This is a genomic window from Companilactobacillus musae, assembly GCF_003967595.1.
GTDB lineage: Bacteria > Bacillota > Bacilli > Lactobacillales > Lactobacillaceae > Companilactobacillus > Companilactobacillus musae.
On the sequence record NZ_BIFW01000001.1, the window covers coordinates 425,628 to 448,204 of the forward strand.

Annotated in this window: 22 protein-coding genes; 6 read left to right on the forward strand and 16 right to left on the reverse strand. The window is 32.2% G+C overall.

The features are described from left to right. Positions 1-57: 57 nt before the first annotated feature. The gene (locus LAB100_RS02100; RefSeq protein ID WP_119326171.1) at positions 58-675 is read right to left on the reverse strand and encodes an ATP-binding cassette domain-containing protein; all 618 of its coding nucleotides are present in this window, start codon (positions 673-675) and stop codon (positions 58-60) included. A 4-nt stretch (positions 676-679) separates the two neighbouring features. Then, complete coding sequence (locus LAB100_RS02105; protein WP_119326170.1) at positions 680-1,390, reverse strand: hypothetical protein; 711 nt, start codon at positions 1,388-1,390, stop codon at positions 680-682. A gap of 228 nt (positions 1,391-1,618) precedes the next feature. Between LAB100_RS02105 and LAB100_RS02110 the strand changes: the two genes are divergently transcribed. Further along, positions 1,619-2,026 carry an iron-sulfur cluster biosynthesis family protein gene (locus LAB100_RS02110; RefSeq protein WP_119326169.1) on the forward strand — a complete coding sequence of 136 codons (408 nt, stop codon included), beginning with the start codon at positions 1,619-1,621 and terminating at the stop codon, positions 2,024-2,026. A 121-nt stretch (positions 2,027-2,147) separates the two neighbouring features. Here the strand turns inward: LAB100_RS02110 and LAB100_RS02115 are convergent, their stop codons facing one another. Beyond that, positions 2,148-2,462 carry a DUF2628 domain-containing protein gene (locus LAB100_RS02115; RefSeq protein WP_119326168.1) on the reverse strand — a complete coding sequence of 105 codons (315 nt, stop codon included), beginning with the start codon at positions 2,460-2,462 and terminating at the stop codon, positions 2,148-2,150. A 147-nt stretch (positions 2,463-2,609) separates the two neighbouring features. Between LAB100_RS02115 and LAB100_RS02120 the strand changes: the two genes are divergently transcribed. Beyond that, positions 2,610-3,014, forward strand: coding sequence for a hypothetical protein (locus LAB100_RS02120; RefSeq protein ID WP_119326167.1), 405 nt, complete (start codon positions 2,610-2,612; stop codon positions 3,012-3,014). Positions 3,015-3,020: 6 nt separating this feature from the next. Here the strand turns inward: LAB100_RS02120 and LAB100_RS02125 are convergent, their stop codons facing one another. The 4 genes from LAB100_RS02125 to LAB100_RS02140 all read right to left on the reverse strand — a co-directional run bounded on the left by LAB100_RS02125 (position 3,021) and on the right by LAB100_RS02140 (position 7,521). Further along, positions 3,021-4,775, reverse strand: coding sequence for a BspA family leucine-rich repeat surface protein (locus LAB100_RS02125; RefSeq protein ID WP_162894176.1), 1,755 nt, complete (start codon positions 4,773-4,775; stop codon positions 3,021-3,023). Between the two features lie 198 nt (positions 4,776-4,973). Next, the gene (locus tag LAB100_RS02130) at positions 4,974-5,777 is read right to left on the reverse strand and encodes an aldo/keto reductase (RefSeq protein WP_119326165.1); all 804 of its coding nucleotides are present in this window, start codon (positions 5,775-5,777) and stop codon (positions 4,974-4,976) included. A gap of 75 nt (positions 5,778-5,852) precedes the next feature. Then, on the reverse strand, positions 5,853-6,617 hold the full coding sequence (locus LAB100_RS11625) for a DUF2705 family protein (RefSeq protein ID WP_211321944.1): 765 nt from the start codon (positions 6,615-6,617) through the stop codon (positions 5,853-5,855). After that, positions 6,610-7,521, reverse strand: coding sequence for an ABC transporter ATP-binding protein (locus LAB100_RS02140; protein WP_119326164.1), 912 nt, complete (start codon positions 7,519-7,521; stop codon positions 6,610-6,612). Before LAB100_RS02140 ends, LAB100_RS11625 begins: the two co-directional genes overlap by 8 nt. Before the next feature lie 133 nt (positions 7,522-7,654). On the opposite strand from LAB100_RS02140, the gene LAB100_RS02145 reads away from it, so the two are divergent. Further along, positions 7,655-8,326 carry a response regulator transcription factor gene (locus LAB100_RS02145; RefSeq protein WP_119326163.1) on the forward strand — a complete coding sequence of 224 codons (672 nt, stop codon included), beginning with the start codon at positions 7,655-7,657 and terminating at the stop codon, positions 8,324-8,326. A 12-nt stretch (positions 8,327-8,338) separates the two neighbouring features. Next, positions 8,339-9,232, forward strand: coding sequence for a sensor histidine kinase (locus LAB100_RS02150; RefSeq protein WP_119326162.1), 894 nt, complete (start codon positions 8,339-8,341; stop codon positions 9,230-9,232). Positions 9,233-9,336: 104 nt separating this feature from the next. Here the strand turns inward: LAB100_RS02150 and LAB100_RS02155 are convergent, their stop codons facing one another. The 6 genes from LAB100_RS02155 to LAB100_RS02180 all read right to left on the reverse strand — a co-directional run bounded on the left by LAB100_RS02155 (position 9,337) and on the right by LAB100_RS02180 (position 15,513). Further along, on the reverse strand, positions 9,337-9,864 hold the full coding sequence (locus LAB100_RS02155; protein WP_119326161.1) for a VanZ family protein: 528 nt from the start codon (positions 9,862-9,864) through the stop codon (positions 9,337-9,339). A gap of 193 nt (positions 9,865-10,057) precedes the next feature. After that, the gene (locus tag LAB100_RS02160; RefSeq protein ID WP_119326160.1) at positions 10,058-11,686 is read right to left on the reverse strand and encodes an ABC-F family ATP-binding cassette domain-containing protein; all 1,629 of its coding nucleotides are present in this window, start codon (positions 11,684-11,686) and stop codon (positions 10,058-10,060) included. Positions 11,687-11,771: 85 nt separating this feature from the next. Continuing rightward, positions 11,772-12,503 carry a sulfite exporter TauE/SafE family protein gene (locus LAB100_RS02165; protein ID WP_119326159.1) on the reverse strand — a complete coding sequence of 244 codons (732 nt, stop codon included), beginning with the start codon at positions 12,501-12,503 and terminating at the stop codon, positions 11,772-11,774. A gap of 73 nt (positions 12,504-12,576) precedes the next feature. Further along, the gene (locus tag LAB100_RS02170; RefSeq protein ID WP_119326158.1) at positions 12,577-12,906 is read right to left on the reverse strand and encodes a bacteriocin immunity protein; all 330 of its coding nucleotides are present in this window, start codon (positions 12,904-12,906) and stop codon (positions 12,577-12,579) included. A gap of 488 nt (positions 12,907-13,394) precedes the next feature. Beyond that, positions 13,395-14,285 carry an alpha/beta hydrolase gene (locus LAB100_RS02175; protein WP_371851199.1) on the reverse strand — a complete coding sequence of 297 codons (891 nt, stop codon included), beginning with the start codon at positions 14,283-14,285 and terminating at the stop codon, positions 13,395-13,397. A 118-nt stretch (positions 14,286-14,403) separates the two neighbouring features. Then, entirely contained in the window at positions 14,404-15,513 is a 1,110-nt protein-coding gene (locus LAB100_RS02180) for a PTS transporter subunit EIIC (protein WP_246001211.1), read from the reverse strand. A 269-nt stretch (positions 15,514-15,782) separates the two neighbouring features. On the opposite strand from LAB100_RS02180, the gene LAB100_RS02185 reads away from it, so the two are divergent. Then, positions 15,783-16,190: an iron-sulfur cluster biosynthesis family protein gene (locus tag LAB100_RS02185; RefSeq protein ID WP_119326156.1), complete on the forward strand. Its 408-nt coding sequence runs from the start codon at positions 15,783-15,785 to the stop codon at positions 16,188-16,190. A gap of 59 nt (positions 16,191-16,249) precedes the next feature. Here the strand turns inward: LAB100_RS02185 and LAB100_RS02190 are convergent, their stop codons facing one another. The 3 genes from LAB100_RS02190 to LAB100_RS02200 form a co-directional block, all read right to left on the reverse strand. After that, positions 16,250-18,142 carry a fructose-1,6-bisphosphatase gene (locus LAB100_RS02190; RefSeq protein WP_119326155.1) on the reverse strand — a complete coding sequence of 631 codons (1,893 nt, stop codon included), beginning with the start codon at positions 18,140-18,142 and terminating at the stop codon, positions 16,250-16,252. Between the two features lie 276 nt (positions 18,143-18,418). Next, positions 18,419-19,645: a GH25 family lysozyme gene (locus LAB100_RS02195; RefSeq protein ID WP_119326154.1), complete on the reverse strand. Its 1,227-nt coding sequence runs from the start codon at positions 19,643-19,645 to the stop codon at positions 18,419-18,421. A 292-nt stretch (positions 19,646-19,937) separates the two neighbouring features. Beyond that, on the reverse strand, positions 19,938-20,897 hold the full coding sequence (locus tag LAB100_RS02200) for a S66 family peptidase (protein ID WP_119326153.1): 960 nt from the start codon (positions 20,895-20,897) through the stop codon (positions 19,938-19,940). Between the two features lie 289 nt (positions 20,898-21,186). Here LAB100_RS02200 and uhpT point away from each other — a divergent pair, with 289 nt between their 5' ends. Next, positions 21,187-22,572 (forward strand): hexose-6-phosphate:phosphate antiporter UhpT, encoded by a 1,386-nt coding sequence (gene uhpT / locus LAB100_RS02205; protein ID WP_119326152.1) that lies wholly within the window; start codon positions 21,187-21,189, stop codon positions 22,570-22,572. Positions 22,573-22,577 lie beyond the last annotated feature (5 nt).

Here is a 22,577-nt window from a genome sequence, read left to right on the forward strand (position 1 = left end):
ATGGGCTTTAGAAGCTTAATACCTCAATTATGATATAGTATCCTATCGAAATATTAATCAAGGTACAATAAGAGATTTCACATTAGAATACTTGTCTACAATAACGTTTTGACTATTTTGAATATAATTAACGATATCGGTTGCTAAAATATTATCTAATTTGTGCGTTGTTACAATAACTGTTTTTTTCAAGGTTACCAGTTCACGGAGCCACTTGAAAATCTCTTGTGAGTTTTCGATATCAACTCCGCTTTCCGGTTCATCAAAAATATACAATTCACGATCTAGCATATAATTCAAAAAAACTAAGACAATACGTCTTTCTCCACCAGATAAGTTACCAAATTTAATATTTTGGATTTTTTGAATCACTTCTGGAATTGAAACTGATCTGACATTATTTAGTTGCTGTAAAAATTCTAACAAATCTTTGACCGTTAATTCCGCATTGATATTATTTCCTTGTGTCAAATAAGCTATTTGAAATTTTTTAGGAAAGTTTTTGAATTCATTCGACCTGTTATCATCAACATCAGCGATACAATCAAGCAAAGTTGATTTACCGATTCCATTCTTTCCCAAAATAAAATTAAGTCGACCTTCCATAAATAAAAAATCAACCTTTTCAAATAATTGCCTTTGATCATACTTAAAACTGAAGTTTTTGATTTCCATTATCTTACACCCGACTTAATTGACTTTTGATTGAAATGTTATGCAGATTCCAATATCCCATGCCCAAATAAATTACTGCAAAACCCATTACTAAGTAATTCAATAATATAGAGTTCTTTGGCATTGAGTAAAGTGCTAGAACAAATTGAAATGGATTGATAAGTGTGAATAAGTAATTCCAAATACCTCCAGGCCTAAAACCTAATAAACCTATTCCTAACAGTAAAAAGATATTTATCAAAACATTAAAAGTCCCCTGTTTTACCTTAAAAAGAAACATAACTGACAATGTCACTGTTGCAAAAATAGTTGTAATAAAGGTCATTAGGATGCCATACACATAAGTCATCAATGGAATTTGAATAACCATGAAATTCACTACTAAGTTAAAAATTAATATTTCCACCTGAATAATTATCATCTGAACAAAAACTGATGCCGTAATAATAGTAGATTTAGATCCTACCATATAAGTTAAAGTCTTCAATGATCCATTTTCGCGTAACTGAACAATGCTCGACATAAAGCCATTCAAAATTGAAGTAACTACGATATAAGACCAATAAATATAAAGTACACCGACATCTTTAAAATCCGATTGATTATTCAAAAAAACTATGATGATTGGGATAACCAATGTGTAGAAAAAAACTATTTTTTCTTTCAGAGCAATTTTGAATTGCAATTTAAAAGTTGCTAACCAATTCTTCAACATTATTGTTCGCTTCACATTCAATTAGATTTTTTTAATAAAATTAACGTTATCTAATTTTAATTATAATGTCAATGACCTTTCATAGATAATTTAATATCCTAACTAGACAATAAGAACAATATCCTATCAGACAGAATATTTGCATCACACTCATATAAGAACTAACTTTAAATAGTAGTTTTGCACAAATTGATTTTTTACAAGTAAAATATACGGAGGCACTTTATAATGAAAATAACTATTAAACCCGCAGCTCAAGAATTTTTGGCCAAGATAATTCCTACTAACGGTCATGTGATTCTAACAACTGATGATGGTTCCAACAAATATTCCAGTATTGGTGCAACTTGTGAACTAGCCGATAAGTTTCAATTAATAATTCTTAACCAAGATGATCCCAAATTTTCAACTATTTTAGAAAATAACACCGGTTATGATATCCGCATGTTACCTGCTGAAGAGTATCTTCTCGGAGTAGATCTCAATATTGATTTAAAGAATACCAAACTAATTTTGCAAGATAAAAGCGGTATTCTTGATAGCAACTTATCAGTTGTTGATTGGAGAAATGTTGCTCCAGAAACTGAAAAAGAACGTTTCGAAACCATGCAACGTTTAGGTGATCAAATCTGTTAAATTTTATTATTAAAAAAGAGCAGCACCTACTAGAAGATTCGGATATATTTTATATCTCGAATACTTCTCAGCAATGCTGCTCTTTTGATTATCCAGAATTTAAAATCAATCGGCTCTTATCTCAATTATTTGGCAAATATCCATGACTTCTTAAAATATTATAAGAAGTTTGATCCGCAGGTTTATACCCTTTAAAGATCAAATCCTTAACGTAAACCGGATTATAGAAAAAAGCAAAAATAAAAGTTACTAAGAAAGCTCCTCCGCTCCAAGTAAACGCTCCAAAAATAATTTCAGCCAAAGCTAAAATAAAGCACCATTTTAAATCACCTCTAAAAAGAGCAGTCCAAAAGCCAAAGAACATTTCTGTCCATGAAAAACCAACTTTAACGCTTTTATAATTCTGATATCTTTCATTTACTAACCTGGCATACATAATTTTTCTCCTATATTTATATACTCATTGTAGCAAATCAAAAAATCCTAATATGAATCTTTAAGTCAATATTCTAGCTATTATTAGCTCTATGTTTAAAATTCAAATTGAAAACATATCTAATCGTAAAAGTAGAGGTATAAAATCATGAAAAAAATTCACGATGAGAAATTAATCAATAGAAATCTTAAAAATATTCGTCTTGATTTTGCAATTGAAAACTTGCTCATTATTTCATTACTAGGCTGGCAAATTCTTCGCGGTGCTAACTGGTATAAAGTTACTTCGATGAGTAATCCACTATATGCAGTTCTAATAATTACGGCACTTGTATTAATAGTTCTTTCAATCAATGTTAGTGCACCCATGGAACATAAGGCAAAAACAACTTGGACTACATTGATTGTACGTTTTGTCATTGAAACCGTAGTTTTCTCGGCTATTTTCTTCTTTTTAATTGAAGGTAATCACCTTATTGTCAGTCTTATTTCTGGAACAGCAATTGCCCTAGTCTTGCTAGGACTAAATCTTTATGCAAATCATTTCCGCTAAAAATAATTAATATTCTTCAATATCATTAGCCTTAACAAATTCATTAGTTCCAACTCGGTAATACTTCTGTCCTTTAATATTTACGATAAGGTCACTATACCACTGGGATTGTGGAGCCAAGGCTCGATTAGTAATCAAAAAACCTTCAGCCTTAAATAATTTCTTAAAATTACCTTTATTAGTTTTAATATTAACTGAATGGGATTGATACACATAAACGTTTTCAGATTTTACCCATTCGTTTGTCGATACACGATAATAATGTTCTCCATTGATACTTAACATTTCATCACTAAACCAACCTGAATTTTTTTGAAGAGCTCGATTAGTAATCAACTTCATAGTTATCTTTGAATCCCAAGAATATAGTCGAACGATTGGTTTATCACTATATGTCATTACTGTTGAGTTATGCTTAATTAGCTTAGTATCAGGAGATTCATGGGAATTACTAGTGGAAAAATGGTGTGAATTTCCCATTGAGTAGTGATGTTCTTCATTCTTTTTGTAAAATACTTTTTCGGTGGTGGTTATTGAACCGTCAACGTTAATTATTGCTGAAACGTTCTTTTTATCGGCTGTATATCCCTTCACTACAGGTACTTCGACCTTGATAGTGTCACCGATGTTTCCATTAACGTTATGAATTGTTTGATCGGCAAGATTCGATTTTATTATTAAATCTCCTGATCTATGAGGATCAGGAATAAAAGTATCAATTGCAAATTTATCTTTCTCCAAGTCTGAAAGTGGATATTCAATAATATTAGATCCATCGTAATAGTCAGAAATACTAGCGGTAGAGAATACTTTATCTTTTTGTGGATCTTGACTTGTTCCATTGCCAATATTGACCCAACGATTAGTATTTCTAGCCGGTAAAACTGTATTCGCCGTAAATTGATTTAAATTACTTAACCTAATCGACTGTAAGTTCGTTCCTTTAAACATTGTCGAAGTATCCATCAACTTTCCTTTGGTATACATCTTCCAATTAGAGATATCTAACGTCTTTAGGGCGCTATCATTTAAAAACATATTCTTTACATTAGCTAATGATGCAATATCTTCATATGGAGCTTGCTCAAAGAATTTTACTCCTACGTTTTCGAGTGCTGGATCATTAGCAAACATACTCTCCATTGTCATTACGTTATCGACATCCCAACCTGATATATCGACACTAGTTAAGGAAGTATCATTTTCAAACATATGCGAAAAGTCTAAAAAACATCTTGTAATAGAACCGTCCCAAACTGGAAAATTCATCTCTTTCAATGCTGGATCACCACTAAATGTCCCCGTCCAATAGCTCACTTCGGGAAGTGACAAATTATCCAGGTGCTCAAATTCAGTTACATTTTTTAAGTTAGCAAACAAATATTCAATATGCCTTGGCAAAACTACTTTTCTATCAAATGAAACTTTAGTGATATCATCTGAATATTTGACCCAAGGCGATGTCTTACTACCATTATTCTCGGCTATATTTCCTGACCATAAATGAAGAACCTTATCACTCGAAATATACCATTGTGGATCAGTAATTCCTTTTTCGCCATAATTACCACTGAAAAGTGCATCTTTAGGAACTATTAAATTTGTATCTGTATTCTGCTCCACTCTAGTAGATTCTTCGGTACTAGCCTTAACGATAACTCCAGAATTTATCAAACAAATCATACTAAAAGAAATTCCCAATACAATTGCTTTATTTCTAAAAATACTACAATACGAATGATGTTTTTTCCTTATTATCATGAATATCCCCCTCATTTTATAGAATAAGTACATATCAACTTTAGTATTCTAATTTCAAAATGGGGTGAATTATGCATAACTGTTTATTGATATTTTATATACATAAAACCATACAAAAAGAGAATTGAAATTATTACTTTCAATTCTCTTTTTGTATTGATTATTATAAATAATTCTTTTTTATTAAATCTCTATTTACTAATAATTAAGGTGCTTATCTTGATCCAAAGCATTGATTTCTTTAACTTCTTCATCAGTCAAATTAAAGTCAAAGATATCAAAGTTTTCCTTAACTCTTGAAACCTTTGATGATTTTGGAAATACTACGAATCCAGTATCAATATGCCAACGAAGTACTACTTGTGCAGCAGTCTTATTATGGGCCTTAGCAATCTTGTTAATTGTTTCATCTTCAAGAATCAAGTGTCCATGTCCAATTGGTGAATAACCTTCATTAACAATACCATTATCAGTATCAAACTTGCCTAATTCAGCTTGAACCTTATATGGATGACGTTCAATTTGGTTAACCATTGGCTTAACTTTAGCCATGGCAAAGACTTCTTTTAATTGCTTTTCAGAGAAGTTGGAAACACCAATAGCTTTAACTTTTCCTTGAGCATAAAGAGTTTCTAAGGCTTTCCATGTATCAAGAGTCAAATTAAAGTCCTCTTCATTTGGCCAATGGATTAAATACAAATCCAAGTAATCCATTTGTAAATCTTTGATTGTTTGGTCAAATGCAGCCAATGTCTTGTCATATCCTTGATCAGCATTCCAAACCTTTGATGTAATAAAGAGATCTTCTCTTTTTACTCCTGACTTTTTAAAAGCCTCTCCAATTTCAGCTTCATTGCCATAAATATGGGCACAGTCAAAATGACGATAACCCGCATCCAAAGCACCTTGAATTGCATCAGCTACGTCAGATTTTTCAATCTTATAAGTTCCAAATCCCAACATAGGAATAGAAACACCATTACTTAATTTTTCAAATTGCATAAAACGCCCTCCTTACTATTAATTAAACTACACCTTCAGTAAAAATTACAAAGATACTAACTTAAATAATTATATTTATAATTCTTTTTGCTTAATTAGTACAACTGATAAAATCATCGTTACTATTAGCACGGCCAAACTCACCAGTACATAATTCCATAATTGATTGCTAGGGGTGAGCTTCAAACTGATTTTCATAGCTGCACTAAAGAAATCAAAGTACTTTAACCAATCCCAATTAGCAATATTATGCAAAGTTGTAATCAATATTGGAAAAATGACAATAAACAGAGAACCTATTACAACTGACGAAGTTAAAAGCAAAACTAAAATTGCCATTCCAAAAACAACGCTTATAAAAAAGGCGATTACTAACGAAGTATTGAACACCATCGAAAACAAATTCTGCCAACTTGTTCCAACTGTTCTTGAAGATATCATTCCGCTAACAATACTTGTCAAAAAATAAATCAAAATCAGGCAAAAAATATTTAGTAACATAATTAAATACTTTGAAATAATAAATTGTGAACGAGTAATTCCCGAAACCAAAGTATTTTTATAAGTTTTTTGGCTGAATTCATAGCCAATTGTCATAACGAATATACCAATAAAAATATATACCAATAAGGTTGATGATAAGGTACTGGCATTTATGCCATCTTTTAAAGTCCACGACACAACACTAAGTTTTGACATTGAATCTCCTGTTACCATAATGCCACCAACGATACTATTACTTGTAATGATAAATGAATAAGCAATAGTAAATACTAATGTCAACAAAATCCCCCAAGTGTGACTCAGTCGATAGAGGTCTGTTCTTAATTGATTAATCATGCTTAACACCTCCTATCAAATTAGTGTAGTAATCCTCCAAAGATTTTTCCTTTTTGGTCAAACTGATCACAGACACGTCATTCATAACTAAAACTTGGTTTAACTTTGAAGAATCAATATCTAAGGAATGAATCAAAATATTTTTATCATCAAGAACTGTAAATTTATCAGCAAATTTTGCATCAATTATTCGAGCTGCTTTAGCAACATTATCAACCGTTAAAATCAATCCGGATTGATTAACCTTATCCAATTGCTCTTTAGTTATTTCTTTAATCAATTGTCCATTGTAAATAAAACCAAATCTTGTTGAAACATGATAAAGCTCCGTCAAAATATGGCTTGAAATCAAAATTGTTATTTGTCTTTCATGATTCAATTTCTCTAATAATTTTCTAAATTCAATTATTCCTGAAGGATCAAGTCCATTAATGGGTTCATCCAGGATCAATAGATCAGGTTCTGGCAAAATAGCAATTGCAAGTCCCAATCTTTGCCTTTGTCCAAGTGATAGATTTTTAGATTTAGTATTAAGCTTTTTTTCTAGTCCGACAAATTTAATTATTTTCAAAATCTTTTTCTTATCATTAATGCCACGTTGAATTGCTACTAACTTAAGATTTTGTCGAACCGTTAACCTATCAAAAGCTACTGGAGTTTCAATAACAGCTCCAACATGTTTGAGAGCCTGTTGATTGATTTTTTTATCAAAGAGTTTAATTGAACCACTTTTGAGTGGCGATAATTGTGTAATCAAACGCATTATGGTTGTCTTACCCGCACCGTTAGAACCAATCAATCCATAAATGTCACCCTTTTGAAGTTCAAAGCTAACATTATCTATTACCTTATTTTTTCCAAATGATTTATTAATATTACTAACAGAAAGAATTGTTTTTTCCATGAGAATCCCCTCCTCTTCAATTAACATATTAATGATCATTAATTAACTTATCTTATAAATAAACCTTAATTAATTATTAATTCTAAAGAAACCATAATTCTAATAAGATAAACTTTAATTAATGGAGGAATTTATGAATTCTAAAATATTAATAATTGAAGATAATGAGGATATTCAATCACTGTTATTTGATGTACTATCTAATAATTATTTAATTTATAAAGCATTAGACGGTATTTCTGGTATCAATGAATTCAAAAATATTCAGCCTGATTTAATTATTCTAGATTTGATGTTGCCACAAATTAACGGTGAAAGTGTTCTTAAGGTTATTCGAGAACAATCCCCTGTACCAATAATCGTATTGACCGCTATTCAAAACAAGTCCACAACTGTTGATCTTTTAAATAATGGTGCAAATGATTATTTGACCAAGCCCTTTGATATTGCTGAATTACAAGCTCGAATACAAGTACAATTACGCAATCGAATTCAAGTTCAGAACGAACACTTACTTGTCTACGATAATATTAAGCTGAATAATCAAACCCACCAAGTAATTGCTAACAAACAACAAATAGTCCTATCTAAAAAAGAATTCAATCTCTTACAAATCTTTTTAAGTCACCCTCATCAAGTCTTTGAAAAAAGTCAGTTATTTCAAATGGTCTGGCACGAAGAGTATTTTGAAAGTTCTGATAACACTTTAAACGTTCACATAAGTAATCTACGCCACAAATTGGCTAGTGCCACCGGTCAAAATTATCTTATTTCTATTTGGGGAATTGGCTTGAGATTTATTTGAGGAGGTTCCACTATGACAATCTTACTAATAATCATTTGTTTAATTCTGCTTATTCTACTTGCATTGATTATTCATGATATCATTCGTATAATTAACGACTTGAATTATATTAATCAAAATAACTCTAACGGAGAAGTTACTACTAGTACTAATTTTCCACTGCTTAAAAAACTGGCTCAAGCCTGTAATTTTAATCTCAAAACAAATCAACATCTAAAACAAGAACAAGCCATCCAAAATAAACAATTTAATCAGATGTTAACGAATTTAACTCATGATATTAAAACCCCTTTAACTGTTTCAATCGGGTATGTTCAACTATTAAGTCAACAAATTGACGGTAAACAAAGGCAAGACTTATTACGTGTTCAAGATAACCTCAATTCTGTTAATTATTATCTACACTATTTAATGGATTTTAATTTAATTCAAGAAAAGAGCAAGAATCTAAAACTTACTCAATTCAATCTTTCAGATACACTTCAAAATGAGCTATTTAACTATTATGATCAATTAACTAGTAAAAATATCAATGTTCATATCAAAATAGTTCCTAATATTATCGTAAATAGTGACGAAATGTTATTTAAACGTATTTTTCAAAATCTTATTGGCAATATAATCAAATATGCCACTTCCGATACGACTGTTATATTGTCTAAAATCAATAACATAATTCAAATCACTTTTGAGAATCATACTCTTGAGAATATTAACAATGACAATTTACTTTTAAATCGTTTTTATACGGCTGATGATTCTCGTAATAATCATAGTGTCGGACTAGGACTAAGTATTGTTCAATCACTTGTTACAACTCTCGGCGGCAAAATTACCTTGAAAACCAGCAATCAAAACTTCAAAGTGATTCTAACTTTCAAACACCTAAAATATAAGGTCCATTGAAAGTTAACAAACGCGATTTATAACCAATTGAAAATAGCAACTTACTAAGAGATATACATCTTAATAAGTTGCTATTTTTTTATATCTTAAAATTAAATAATTTTTCAAATTTCGGTTCTACTTTGTTTCACTATCTTAATAGTGCTAGTCCCAGTGATGTATTCATAAACAATCATCAAGATGGCACCAACAACAATTCCCAAAGCATTGGCAAGCACGTCATTAATATCGCTAGTTCGATTGATTAAGAAAATATGTGATAAGTAGTATTGCATAGTTTCAATTCCACTACCGATCATGAACCCAGATATTGCCATAGAAATAATTGAAGTATGAGAAAAGTTCTGTTTGATTAAAAATCCCAATGGAATTGTCAAAATAATATTCTCAACAAAACCAACGTCAAAAATATCCAATTGATGCAAATTAACTTGTCCAATTCCAGCTGACATGACATAAACTGATGCACCGTCAAAAGAAACCGGCGTAAAAAGAATTGTTCCTAATAATGTTAAATAGATTAAACTGATTAAACTAAACTGACGTTTTTCAAGATTAGTGACTGTTTTGATGATATACAGACCACTAATACTTGCAATGGTCAGAACTACTAATAATGGTATCCAACGCATAACAATCACTTTCTTTCTAGTTGATAGTTATAAGCTTACACATAATTTATTTAAGCAACCTTAAAAAGAATTGATGAATTTATGAAGGATATTCTTTATTTTTATGTAGAAATAAATATTTAAATTCAATACAAAAAATACAATTCTAAATAAAAAAGCTTCATTTCCAATAATAAACTGGAAATGAGGCTTTTTATTCTGCACTATCTAATTCAGCAATTTGTTTTTCGATTTGTTCATTAGTACGGAATTCATCATAAGTAGTATCAGCACGATCAACTACACCATCATTTGTTAAATAAATCAAACGATTAGCAATAGTTTGGATGAATTGATGATCATGTGATGCAAACAAGATTGACCCTTTATAATCAATCAAGCCATCATTCAATGAAGTAATTGATTCCAAATCCAAGTGGTTAGTTGGGTCATCCATTAATAGGACATTAGACTTCAAAAGCATCATCTTAGACAACATGACACGAACCTTTTCTCCACCGGAGAGAACGTCAACATGTTTAGTAACATCGTCACCAGAGAACAACATTCTTCCTAAGAATCCACGCAAGAAAGTATCATCATCTTCACCCTTCTCCGCAAACTGGCGTAACCAATCAATAATTGGTGTTGGTTCGTTAAACATAGCATTAAAATCTTTTGGTAAATAAGCCTGACTAGTCGTAACACCCCAAGTAACTGTTCCAGAATCCGGTGTTAAATCACCGCTTAAAACTCTGAATAATGCTGTGGTACGCATATCATCTTTTGCTAAAAAGGCTACTTTATCATCCTTATTTAGGATAAAACTAACGTTCTTCAATACTTGCTTACCATCAATTGTTACCGATAGGTTATCAACTTTCAATAGGTCATTACCGATATCACGATTTGGCACAAACTTGATAAATGGATAACGTCTAGAACTTGGTTGAATATCATCTAAAGTGATTTTATCCAACATTTTCTTACGAGAAGTAGCTTGCTTTGACTTAGAAGCATTAGCTGAGAATCGAGCGATAAAATCTTGTAGCTCTTTAATTTTTTCTTCTTTTTTAGAATTTTGATCTTGTTTCATTTGTTGAGCAAGTTGTGATGATTGTTGCCAGAAATCATAGTTACCAGCGTAAAGTTGAATTTTACTATAATCAAGATCCGCCATGTAAGTACATACTTTATTCAAGAAGTAACGATCATGGGATACAACAATAACAGTATTTTCAAAATTGATTAGGAATTCTTCTAACCAATCAATTGACTCAACATCCAAACCATTTGTAGGCTCATCCAAAAGCAAAACATCTGGTTGACCAAACAATGCCTGTGCCAATAAAACTTTGATCTTTTGACCAGCAGTTAAATTAGCCATTTTTTCTTGATGCAATTTTTCGGGAATATTTAAACCTTGAAGCATTTGAGAAGCTTCACCTTCAGCTTCCCAGCCACCCATTTCACCGAATTTAGTTTCTAAATCGGCAGCTTTTAAACCATCTTCTTCATTAAAGTCTGGCTTAGCGTAAATAGCATCCTTTTCTTGCATAATTTGATAGAGGTCAGTATGCCCCATCAAGACAGTTTCCATAACGGTATATTCGTCATAATCGAAATGGTTCTGTTTCAAAGTTGCCAAACGTTCATTAGGTCCTAATTTAACGGAACCAGTTGAAGGCTTGATTTCACCTGATAATACTTTCAGAAAAGTTGATTTGCCGGCACCATTAGCGCCAATCAAACCATAACAATTGCCAGGAGCAAACTTAATATTTACATCCTCAAATAACTTTCGATCAGCAAAGTGCAAACTAACGTCACTAACAGTAATCAAATATATAATCCTCATTTCTTCAATGTAGTCTAGCAAGCATTATACGGACTATTGTCGTGTGGTGCAAGCAGTTAGCGTATTCATTTTATAAAGCCGTTACCAAATAATAAAGTCCACTCAGACCAATAAAGACATAAATAAACATTGTCATTAACTTAATATTTAGGTGACTAACTAAACGATTGGCCAAAATGGTTCCTAAAATGGCTCCAATGATCCCAATTAAAACAAATTTCAAATTATCTAACGTTAAAATTCCACTAGCAAACCGGACGCCTGTCATTAAAAAGGTATCTACTAAGAAAAAGGTTTGAATACTAGCTAAATAATTCTCCTTTGAATCAGATATCGTTAAGAAATAAAGAGCCATTAATGGTCCTCCAATACCAAACATTCCATTAAAGAATCCCGATATCAATGAAAAAGCAATCATAACGTAAATAGGTATAGCCTTTATCGTAATCGACTTAATATTCATAACTGAATAATATAAAGAAAGAATAACCAACAATAATCCTAACAGTAGTTTTAAATATCCCACTGTTAAAAATTCACTTAAATACAGCGATCCAAAGGCAGTAAGAATATAAATCAAAAATGGTGTAACTAACCGTTGCCACTTTAAGTACTTGCGATAACGCCAAACAACCATGACATTTGCTACCAACATAGTCAACGTTGAAACCCCAGCACTTTGATTGATTGGCAAAAGATGTGGCAAAAAGATCATCATAACAATCCCTGATCCAAATCCTGTCACACCTTGTACAAATCCTGCCATCGAAGCAGCTAATATCATTACAATTATCCAACCCAATAAATTATCCTCCTACTACTAATATGATAACTTATCTACAATAAAAAGAGGATATTAATTGGGCTTTCATATTTTACTCGAACCAAGTTAAACCAGCCTGTGTAGCACTCCAATTGATACCGTCATACTCTAGTCCTTCAACTTTAACTCGGTAATATAGATCTATTAATGATTGTGGATAATTCTGATTATTCATTAAATATGTCTGACCAATACTCTTACACAATGCCTCAGCAACTAAATCAACATTCTCGGTTTCTTGTAATTCACGCATATATTTGGCAATCATCTTTTGTAAATCAGGTCGTCTAACAACCATTGGATCTAAGCTAACTTCATTTAATTGATCCAATATCGTACTTGATATTTTATTAAGTTCTACTTGTTTCTTGTACTTATTCATAATTGTTGTTTCCTCTCCTTATGTTAAGAAATAGACAATATACATAAATAAAGAATATAGTTTAAAAAGTTTTTATTTTATAAGAATTTTCTTTTCTATACTTCAAAACTACGCACACAATATAGAACGGTTGGTCTGGCTTTACAAGCGATATGCCTAATTAAATGCATTATAATTTTAATATTCAATTATTAGTGAATGCACACCGGATTTTATGATCAATATAGTAATATTTTTACAAGCAAGTATTTCATTGAAATTCTTTCAAACTTATTAATATTATTTCATAGCGGCATTTTATTTGATATGAAATTATTTACGTAAATAACGATTTTAAGGAGGGATAACTAACTATGAAAAATAGGCAAATATTTATTTTTTCTTCATTAGTATTACTAGGACTATTCAAAGTATTCTTTTACAGCTTTTTCCTCAAAAAATATTTGCAAAAAAAGAGCAATGATTAAAAAACATTGCCCTTCGTAATTTTAATTGTTTTTATCGTTTAAATAAGTTGAATTACGTCTATTTTTTGGTTGTGTCTGTGGTGTATCGTTTTTATCAAGAATATAACGTTTAATCAAATCAATTATTTGATCATTTTGAGGAAGGTCTGAATGTTGTGCGTCAGAGCCTGATACCGAAACAGTAGTAAAATGCTTTACTTGTCCTTGATAGATATACTTACCTGCCATAACACTGCCCAATGGAACCAAACCATCTGAATTATAGGTTTGTGTTCCAGCAACAATATAAACATTTAAGTTAGTTGGAATTTTTTGACGGTTCTTGACAAAGTCCGACAACATTTGTGTTCGATGACGATCCGATTTTTCATTAAAATTATAAGGTGATCCAATTGTCATAAGTCTTTTGATAGTAATTCTTGAAGAATAATTCGAATAATATTTTTCCAAAAAGGCTGTATATATCAAACCACCATTTGAGTGTCCAATCGCTTTGAAATTATTAAATTTATATTGATTAGCCAAAACATTAAAAGCAATATTAAAACGACGTGCCTGTTGTTTAATATTGCTATAACCATCATGGTTATTTTCAAATCCAACTACAATTATCGGTTCGTTATCTCCCTGACGAACTTGTCCAGAAAAATGCAGTTTATCATCATTAGTTACTTTCACCTTAACTAAACTATGCTGGTTCTTAGTATTCTTATTTAATTTCTTAACCAACGTATCAAAACGATTCTCTGTCGCTGAACTACCAGGTATCATAATCACTGGAGACATTTTAGAATTATGCCATTTAGTTAATTCAGCAACATTGGAACGTGACCATTGTAAGGACATGACAATCAAAATAATCGCTATAGCCAAGCCAAAAATCCATCCCAACCAACGTTTAAATTGTTTCATCATGATCCCCTGCCTTCTCAGCCACTTGATCAGACAATTCAACAAATGGTTTATAGATCATTACATCAATTCCAATCAAAATTGCTCCAAAAATTAACGTCAACCAATTTCCATTAGTTCAAATAAAAGCAATCAAAGGACCAGGAGTTCCAGAAGGTACTGGATACGCCGCAGCTGGAATCCAATGGATCGTCAAAAATAAAGCCGACAGTAACATATTTACTAACGGTGCTATTAAAAATGGAATCAAAAAGATTGGATTGAATAAAACTGGTATTCCTAACATCATTGAATAATGACTATTAAAGATGGCTGGAAAAAGTGACCATTTTGATACTAATCGTTTATTTTGATGTCTTGAAAACAACAAAATAGCGATAATTAAAGCCAACATAACTCCCGTCCCACCAAAATTTGCAAAACTATGATACATCGTTGTATCAGTATATTTAAAGGGAACATTCCAAGATGATCCAGCCTTTAAAGCTGCATTCAAATTAGCCATTGCCGGTGCATCAGTAAAGGATGGACTATTATTAAACGGTCCGCCAAAGGCCATCCAATCCGTAAAATTAGTTAAAACTCCCATTCCTAAGACGTATAACAATGCATGTGCCTGTGTATGTTGCATTACAAAACTTGCCACGTAAGTTGGAACTTCAAAACGTCCTAGTAAACCCAATAAGAAATTAAAAACTGCTGCAACTACAATGACTATCAAAACCGGTTTAATCATTTGAAATAATTCATCTTTATCATCATCAACAAATTTGACAACTGCCAAACCACACAAATAGCCGACAATTAAAGAAATTAACATACCCTGTGACATCAAGCGTAAATTAAAGTTTGGCAGTCCGGAATTATTAGGTTGGAAAGCAATAATCAAAAAAGCTACCAGTCCAACAGCTCCAGCAATAGAAGTTTTTTTTCCATACTCTTTGGCTGTAAAATGAGCCGCTCCAAAAGCTGTATACAAAGCAATCATATCAATAGTACAGTGAAATATTGCTCCCATCGACCAAGCTAATTCACGATGAAATGGTAACCAATTAGTAATTCCAAATATAGTCGCCATAAATCCTGTTGAAGTTAGAAAAGTCATTTTGATAACTTCGGCAAAACTACCAATTAGCATAATAGGAAACATCATTTTCAAGGTATCACGAATAATACGCATGATTCTACTGCGATATATCTTAGTTGTAAAAATAACTAATCGATTCAATACCAACATCCCCAAATTCCTCAATTTACACTTAATTATAGAGCTATTTTTAAGATAGAAAATACTATTATTGTTTAAATAAAAAAACTTTTACCAATAATATATTGACAAATATTTTCAATTTTAATCTATTACTTACTATTCAATGATAAAAATATTGAGCATTATATTTGCACCCTTTTTAGATATGAGTTAATCTTATACATGTAATAAAGATTTAGCACGAATCAATTTTACACAATCGATTATCCATGAAAGGATCTTTTAAAATGAAAATTAATATTAAACCAGAAGCAAAAACATACTTAGAAAGTAAAATCCCTGGAGTTACTCGTATGATTCTTACGACTGACGATGGTTCAAATAAATATTCAAGTCTTGGTGGAAGCTGTGCTATTGGTGATAAGTTCCAATTAATTATCCTAAAAGAAGATGATCCTAACTACACTATTGATTTGGAAAATGATGCTGGCTACGATCTTAAAACTTCAGAAAATGATGCCGACCTTATGACTAACGGACTTAATATTTCCGTATGGCACAATGCTTTAGCTCTTAAAGATAATAGTGGTATTCTTGATGGCAATCTTTCAGTTGTTGACTGGAGAAACGTTAAACCTGAAACTGCTGCTGAACGTCGTGAAAAAATGCTTAGCCTTGGCGATAAAATTTGTTAATAAATATATAAATAATAAAGAGAGCTCTGAAATTTCAGGGCTCTCTTTTTGTATCCTATTTAGAATTTATTTAACTGTTGTGACAACTCTAATATTTGTTTTTTGATTTTACTACCAACATCAGTATTGGCTATTGTTTTTCTTTTAACAGACTGCTCAATTACTCGTTTTGTTGATACAACATCCGTCATTTCCGTAATGGCTTTTTCCCTAGTGGTAAAGGGCTCGTGTGTGACTAATTGCAATCCATAAGAATTGGATAACAATGTATAACCGCCAATTCCCGTTGTTTTATGATAAGGCTTCGACATACCTCCATCAATAACAAAAATTTTTCCATTAGCCATAATTGGTGAAGTTCCTGCCTTAACTGGTGTATGACCATTAATAATATGTCCATCTGCTTCTAATCCAAAATCTTTGAATAGTTTATCAGCAAACCACTCTTCTTTACGTAAAGTATAATAGGCATTTAATTTTTCAATATGTAACTGGGCATCATCAATAAAGTAACGTTCAAATGTCGTCATTTTATCTTTTCCAAACAGCGGTGACATCTTGCCAGTCCACAAATACCAAATAACATCAGAATTAAAATTATCCTTCATACTAGGATTGTTTAATCCTGCTCTGATAACCTCATCAAAATAATCAAATAATTTTTTACCAGCATAAGACTTGCCATGTACTTGCCAACTCTTTAGGTTTCCAACTTTGTCTACAGGAACACAACCATGTAATAACAAATTCCCATTGTATTTTAAATACATTGAACCTTTGCTAACCAAATAATCGATATGCTGACGTAATTTCTCAGAGTGCATAAATTGCTCAATTAAATCTTCCACCATCTGTTGCTCTTCATTAGTCAACTGGTATGGATCATCTTTATCAACTAATTGGAAACAACCATCTTTTATTTGATATTCCTGATTATCAATTACAATTGAATTTCTATCTGAGCTCAGTTTATCCAATAACAGACGATTTTCCATTTTGAAATCAGGATTACGTCTAATAGTTGGACCTTCCAATTTAAATTGCATAATAGCCGCCGCTTGTTGCAGACAATTATCAAGTAACTTAGTTTCCAAAGGTATCTCTTCACCTGTATCTGATTTAGGCGTAAATGATTTCAATGGTTGATAATTTTTTATAGCAAATTGACTTACCGCTGACAAATCAATTCCATACGCATCTGACAAAATCGACAAGTTATTGTACCGAGCACAAATTCTTAACAAATTTAACATGCAAAGCTTTGACCCGGCAACACTACCCATCCATAAAATATCATGATTGCCCCATTGAAAATCAAAACTCTGTTGATGATGAGTTAAATGTTCGATGATAAAATCTGGGTGTGGTCCACGATCATAGATATCACCAATGATATGCACGTGATCAACTACTAATCTCTGAATAGAATGACAAGTTGCAACAATGAAGGCATCTGCCATTTTTAAATCAATAATACTAGTCATGACATTTTGATATGACAATTGCTTAGTTTGAGCATTAGTATCAGCATACAAAAGCTCTTCTGTTACATAAACAAAATCAGGATCTAGTGCTTTTCTAACTTTAGACCGAGTATATTTATTTGCTGTATATCGTAAAACTTCAATCAAATTATTAAAAGTATCCATATACCATTGATTGAGCCGTTCAGTATCATTTATTTCAGATTTAGTCTGTTCTAATATTTCTGATGGGTAATATATCAAAAATGCCAGTTTCTTTTGACTCATTGGAGTAAGTCTACCCGTAAATAATTCAGCAATTTTCTGCTTAGTATTACCAGAACCATTACGCATAATATGAGCAAATTCATCGTACTCACCATGAATATCACTGACAAAAGCTTCTGTTCCTTTTGGCAAACTTAAAATAGCTGATAAATTAATAATCTCAGATTTTATTTCATTCTGTGTAGTCAATTTTTTATTCATCAATTGTATAGACCTTTCTGGTAGAAAGTTGATTGCAAAGCACGTTTTAAACTATACCATTTTATGATAGCGATTCCAAGATGATAAAATATTAGCTTGTCGATTAGTTATTTAAAAATTTAAAAAAAAAGACAGTTATCTATTATGAAATTAAAATATATTTTTACATACCTTAAATTTCCAATAAATACTGTCTTCTTTAATCAAAATTTCTAACGCGTTTTTGCGGACAAGTGTATTTTAAACTAATTAATTAATATTAAAAACTTCTCACAATTAACCAACAACATAACTTGCAGCAACCCACTCGTTTGTGGCAACACGATAATAAGTAATACCATCAATATCTTTGGTTTGATCTGTTTGCCAAGAAGTATTATTTCCTAATGCTCGATTAGTAACGTTCTTCATCGTACCATCTGATTGTAATGCCACAATTTGAACATAGCTACCAGAATTATTATTAACTTTAATAACATTCATATTTGTAGCTGCATCCGTCTGACTAGAATCAGATGAATTATTGTTACTCAAATACTTAGCATTGACCCATTCGTTAGTAGCTACACGATAATACGTTTCGCCATTAATTTCTTTAGTCTGGTCTGTTTGCCAAGAAGTATTATTTCCCAAGGCTCGATTGGTAATTGTTGTCATACTGCCATCACTTTGTAATGCAACTAATGGAACATAACTACCAGAAACATTGTTAACGTTGATAACACTTAGATTAGATGTGCTTGAACCGGCACTCGAATCTGATCCACTGTTAGTTGTTGCGGAATTGTCATCAGTCGTTGTACTGCCAGTTGGTGATTCATAACTTGTAAAGAAATTATCATATAGTTCTGACACGTCAAAGTTTCCATAGCTACCACTAAATGTATAAGTACTTGACCATTGCCAACCATGATTAGATGTATACCATTCTTGACCAGTTGGATCATATGGATATGAAGCTATCCATCCGGAATCAACTGACATAACAGAGCCAACCCATGAACCCATGGTATAAATCGTTGAACGATAACCATATTTAGCTACTTCATTCATAAATGCTTGATTATCAGCATCATTTTGAGCTTCTGTAGTTGAACTTTGTTCCGAACTCTCAACATCAGTTGCTAACACTGCTCCTGCTGGTAATCCATCTTCTTTAGCCAACTTAGCAGCATAATCAGCTTCAGCAATGGCACCGTTTACACTATTGTATCTTGCATAATGATAACCATTAACATACATCCCAGCAGATTTGGCGGCCGCAATATTACCTGCCGCTGTACTATCCTCAAAAGATGTTCCCTCACTGATTTTTGTAACCATTGCTTTAACGCCATAGTTATTGTACATATCCTGAAAATTAGATACTGTCATTGCCCCATTATTATTAGAGACATCGACCATATCAGCTCGAGCGGCATTAACAGTTGTTGCACAGAAAAAAACGGCAATTAAAGACATCACTGTCGTAATAGCAGCAATAACCCTTCTCTTTAAAACCATAAATTCTATCTCCCTTTTGTTGCTTTAGCAACATAACGAATTATAGGTCTTAAAATTTGCTTATTACGAAAAGTTACAGATCTGTTTTTAGAAATTAATATCGTCATTATTTTTTAACTGAATAGTAATTTATTTAATCATTTTGTAATAAATAATTATTCTATATTTAGAATAATTATCATTAGATTTTATTGATATTTCTTTTATGTCAGCAATGAAAGCTTAATATTGCAAATATATCATTCTTTTATAATTTCATTTAATTAAAATATTTTCCTATATATAATGAATCTTAAAAATCTTCAAAAGTAACATTCATCTTTGAAACATCAAACTTAGCTTTTGCACCTAGAGGAGTTGTTATCATCGGCACAGTATGACAAGAATCATAATCGTAAATTATTGGCACAATATTATTGCCTAATACTTCACGTAAAATATCAATCGGCTGACGTCCTGTTTTTAGATCATCGAATAAGGCGTGCTTACCTAAAATAATTCCCTTCACTTTTTTAAAGACGCCAAAGTTATTTAACATAGCAAAATTTTTCTCAACAATTGAAGCATCTTTTTCGGCATCTTCAATAAACAGCAAGTCATCTTTGGTAAAAGTTGGAAAATATTCAGATCCAATAATTCCTGCCATTGTGTCTAAATTACCGCCCATTACTCGACCTTCAAGAACACTTTGACCGATATACCCCCAAGTATTAGGTTGCATTTTTTTATCTCGTTCGAAATCATTCCAATTGATAGCTTCATCAGTCCATTCCTTTGGTGCAAAAATAGTTACTGGTGTTTTTTGATAATTAATAATTTTTTCAAAATCCGCAAAGGTTTGGTCGACAATCGGTGCAAATTCACCAAACGAGGCCACCAAAGCCGGTCCATAAAGAACCCGGCAATTAGTTTTAACTTTAGCTGCTAACAAAAAGGCAGTGCTATCTGAATAACCAACAATAGTCTTTGGATGATCATTCAAATATGCAAAATCAATTTTTGGTAAAAGAGCATTGGTATTCAATCCGCCAATTGTAGCCATCAAAATATCAATCGAATCGTCATGAATCAATTGATTGATTTCATTAGCACGATCGTCAATTGACCCCGCACGATAAAAATCACTTTTACCTGTCAAATTTCCAGGTACTAAAGTAATACCTTTAGATTCCAAAAATCTTTTGGCACGTAAAAAACGTTTTGGAGATATCGCTGTGATCGGTGTTGAGCTTGAAAAGAAACCTATTTTCATTTTTATCCCCCCAGTTAATATTCTGAGAATACCACTTTTTACTGATTTGATAGCATTTATTTACATTTTTTCTTGTTATCGAACCGGTTCGATAAACTAGAATAAAAATGAATTAAGTAAATTTATTCAACCGCATTCATAGATATTCTGATTCTTACTTGAGTTCAGTTACAGCAGTTGGGTTAATAGAAGGTTGAGCTTGAGTAAGATCCAATATTTTTCTTTCTACATTGTGTGATTGTTTTATACTTGATTTGGGCAACAAGTTTAGTTTGAGGGGGAATTTATTATGTTGCACTATTTTGATTTGAAACGACCAGCTAAACTGGGGCTCTCAATTGACGAACAAAAAAGTCGTTGGTTCCGTGAGTTTCTAAAGTCTTTTCTGGTTGTTTTCTTTGTTTACTTCTGTATGTATTTGATTAGAAATAACCTATCAGCTGCACAACCATTATTGGTTAAACAAGGCATCTCTACTACTGCTTTAGGCTGGATCGGTTACGGATTTTCATTGGCTTACGGAATCGGTAAAACTGTTTTAGGATACGTTGTCGATGGCAAAAACACTAAACGCTTTATGTCATTTCTATTGATTTTAGCCGCCGTTATGACTTTGATCATTGGTGTGGCTTTACTAATGAATCAAGCTCCTGTTGGTTTGATCTTAGTACTTTGGTCATTGAATGGTATCTTCCAATCTCCTGGTGGTTCAGCTTCTCTATCCACTATTTCAAGATGGACAACTACAACAACACGTGGTCGCTACATTGGTATTTGGAACATTTCCCACGAATTCGGTGGTGCCGTTGCTGGTGTTATCGCTCTTTGGGGTGCTAACCATCTCTTTAGCGGTAATGTCGGTGGTATGTTTATTTTTCCTGCTATTATTGGTTTGATTGTTGGTTTCTGGGGTCTTTTCTTTGGTGCCGACGATCCGCAAGAACTCGGCTGGGATTCCAGCGAAGTTATTTTTGGCGAAAATGTTTCAAAAGCTGATCAGTCAGCTGCCAAAATGAGCAAATGGACTATTTTCAAGACCTTTGTTATGAAAAGTCCTTGGGTTTGGTTGTTATGTATCGCTAACGTCTTTGTTTATGTCGTTAGAATTGGTATCGTCAACTGGGCACCACTTTACACTGTTCAACAATTACACTTTACAGTCGCTCAAGGTGCTAACACACTCTTGTTATTCCAACTAGGTGGAATTATTGGTAGTGTTGTTTGGGGCTGGTTCTCAGATCTATTGAAGGGTCGTAGAGCGATTGTTTCTATTATTTGTTTAGCATTAACCGCCTTCGTCGTTCTTGGATATCGTTACGGAACTACACCAATGATGATCAATACTTCCCTATTCTTCTTAGGAATGTTGATCTATGGACCTCAACTTCTAATCGGTGTGTCAGTTATCAGTTTCGTACCAAAGAATGCTTTGAATGTTTCTGATGGATTAACCGGAACTTTTGCTTACATCTTTGGTGATTTGATGGCTCAAGTTGGTTTTGCTTCAATCGCTGATCCAAAGGCTAACGGACTTTCATTCTTAGGAATGAATCTTCACGGTTGGAACGATACCTTTATCGTCTTCTATATTGCGGTTGTTTTAAGTATCATTGTCTTAGCAATAATTGCTATTGGTGAAGAGAAACGTATTCGTCAACAGTTAGCTATTAAATAATTATT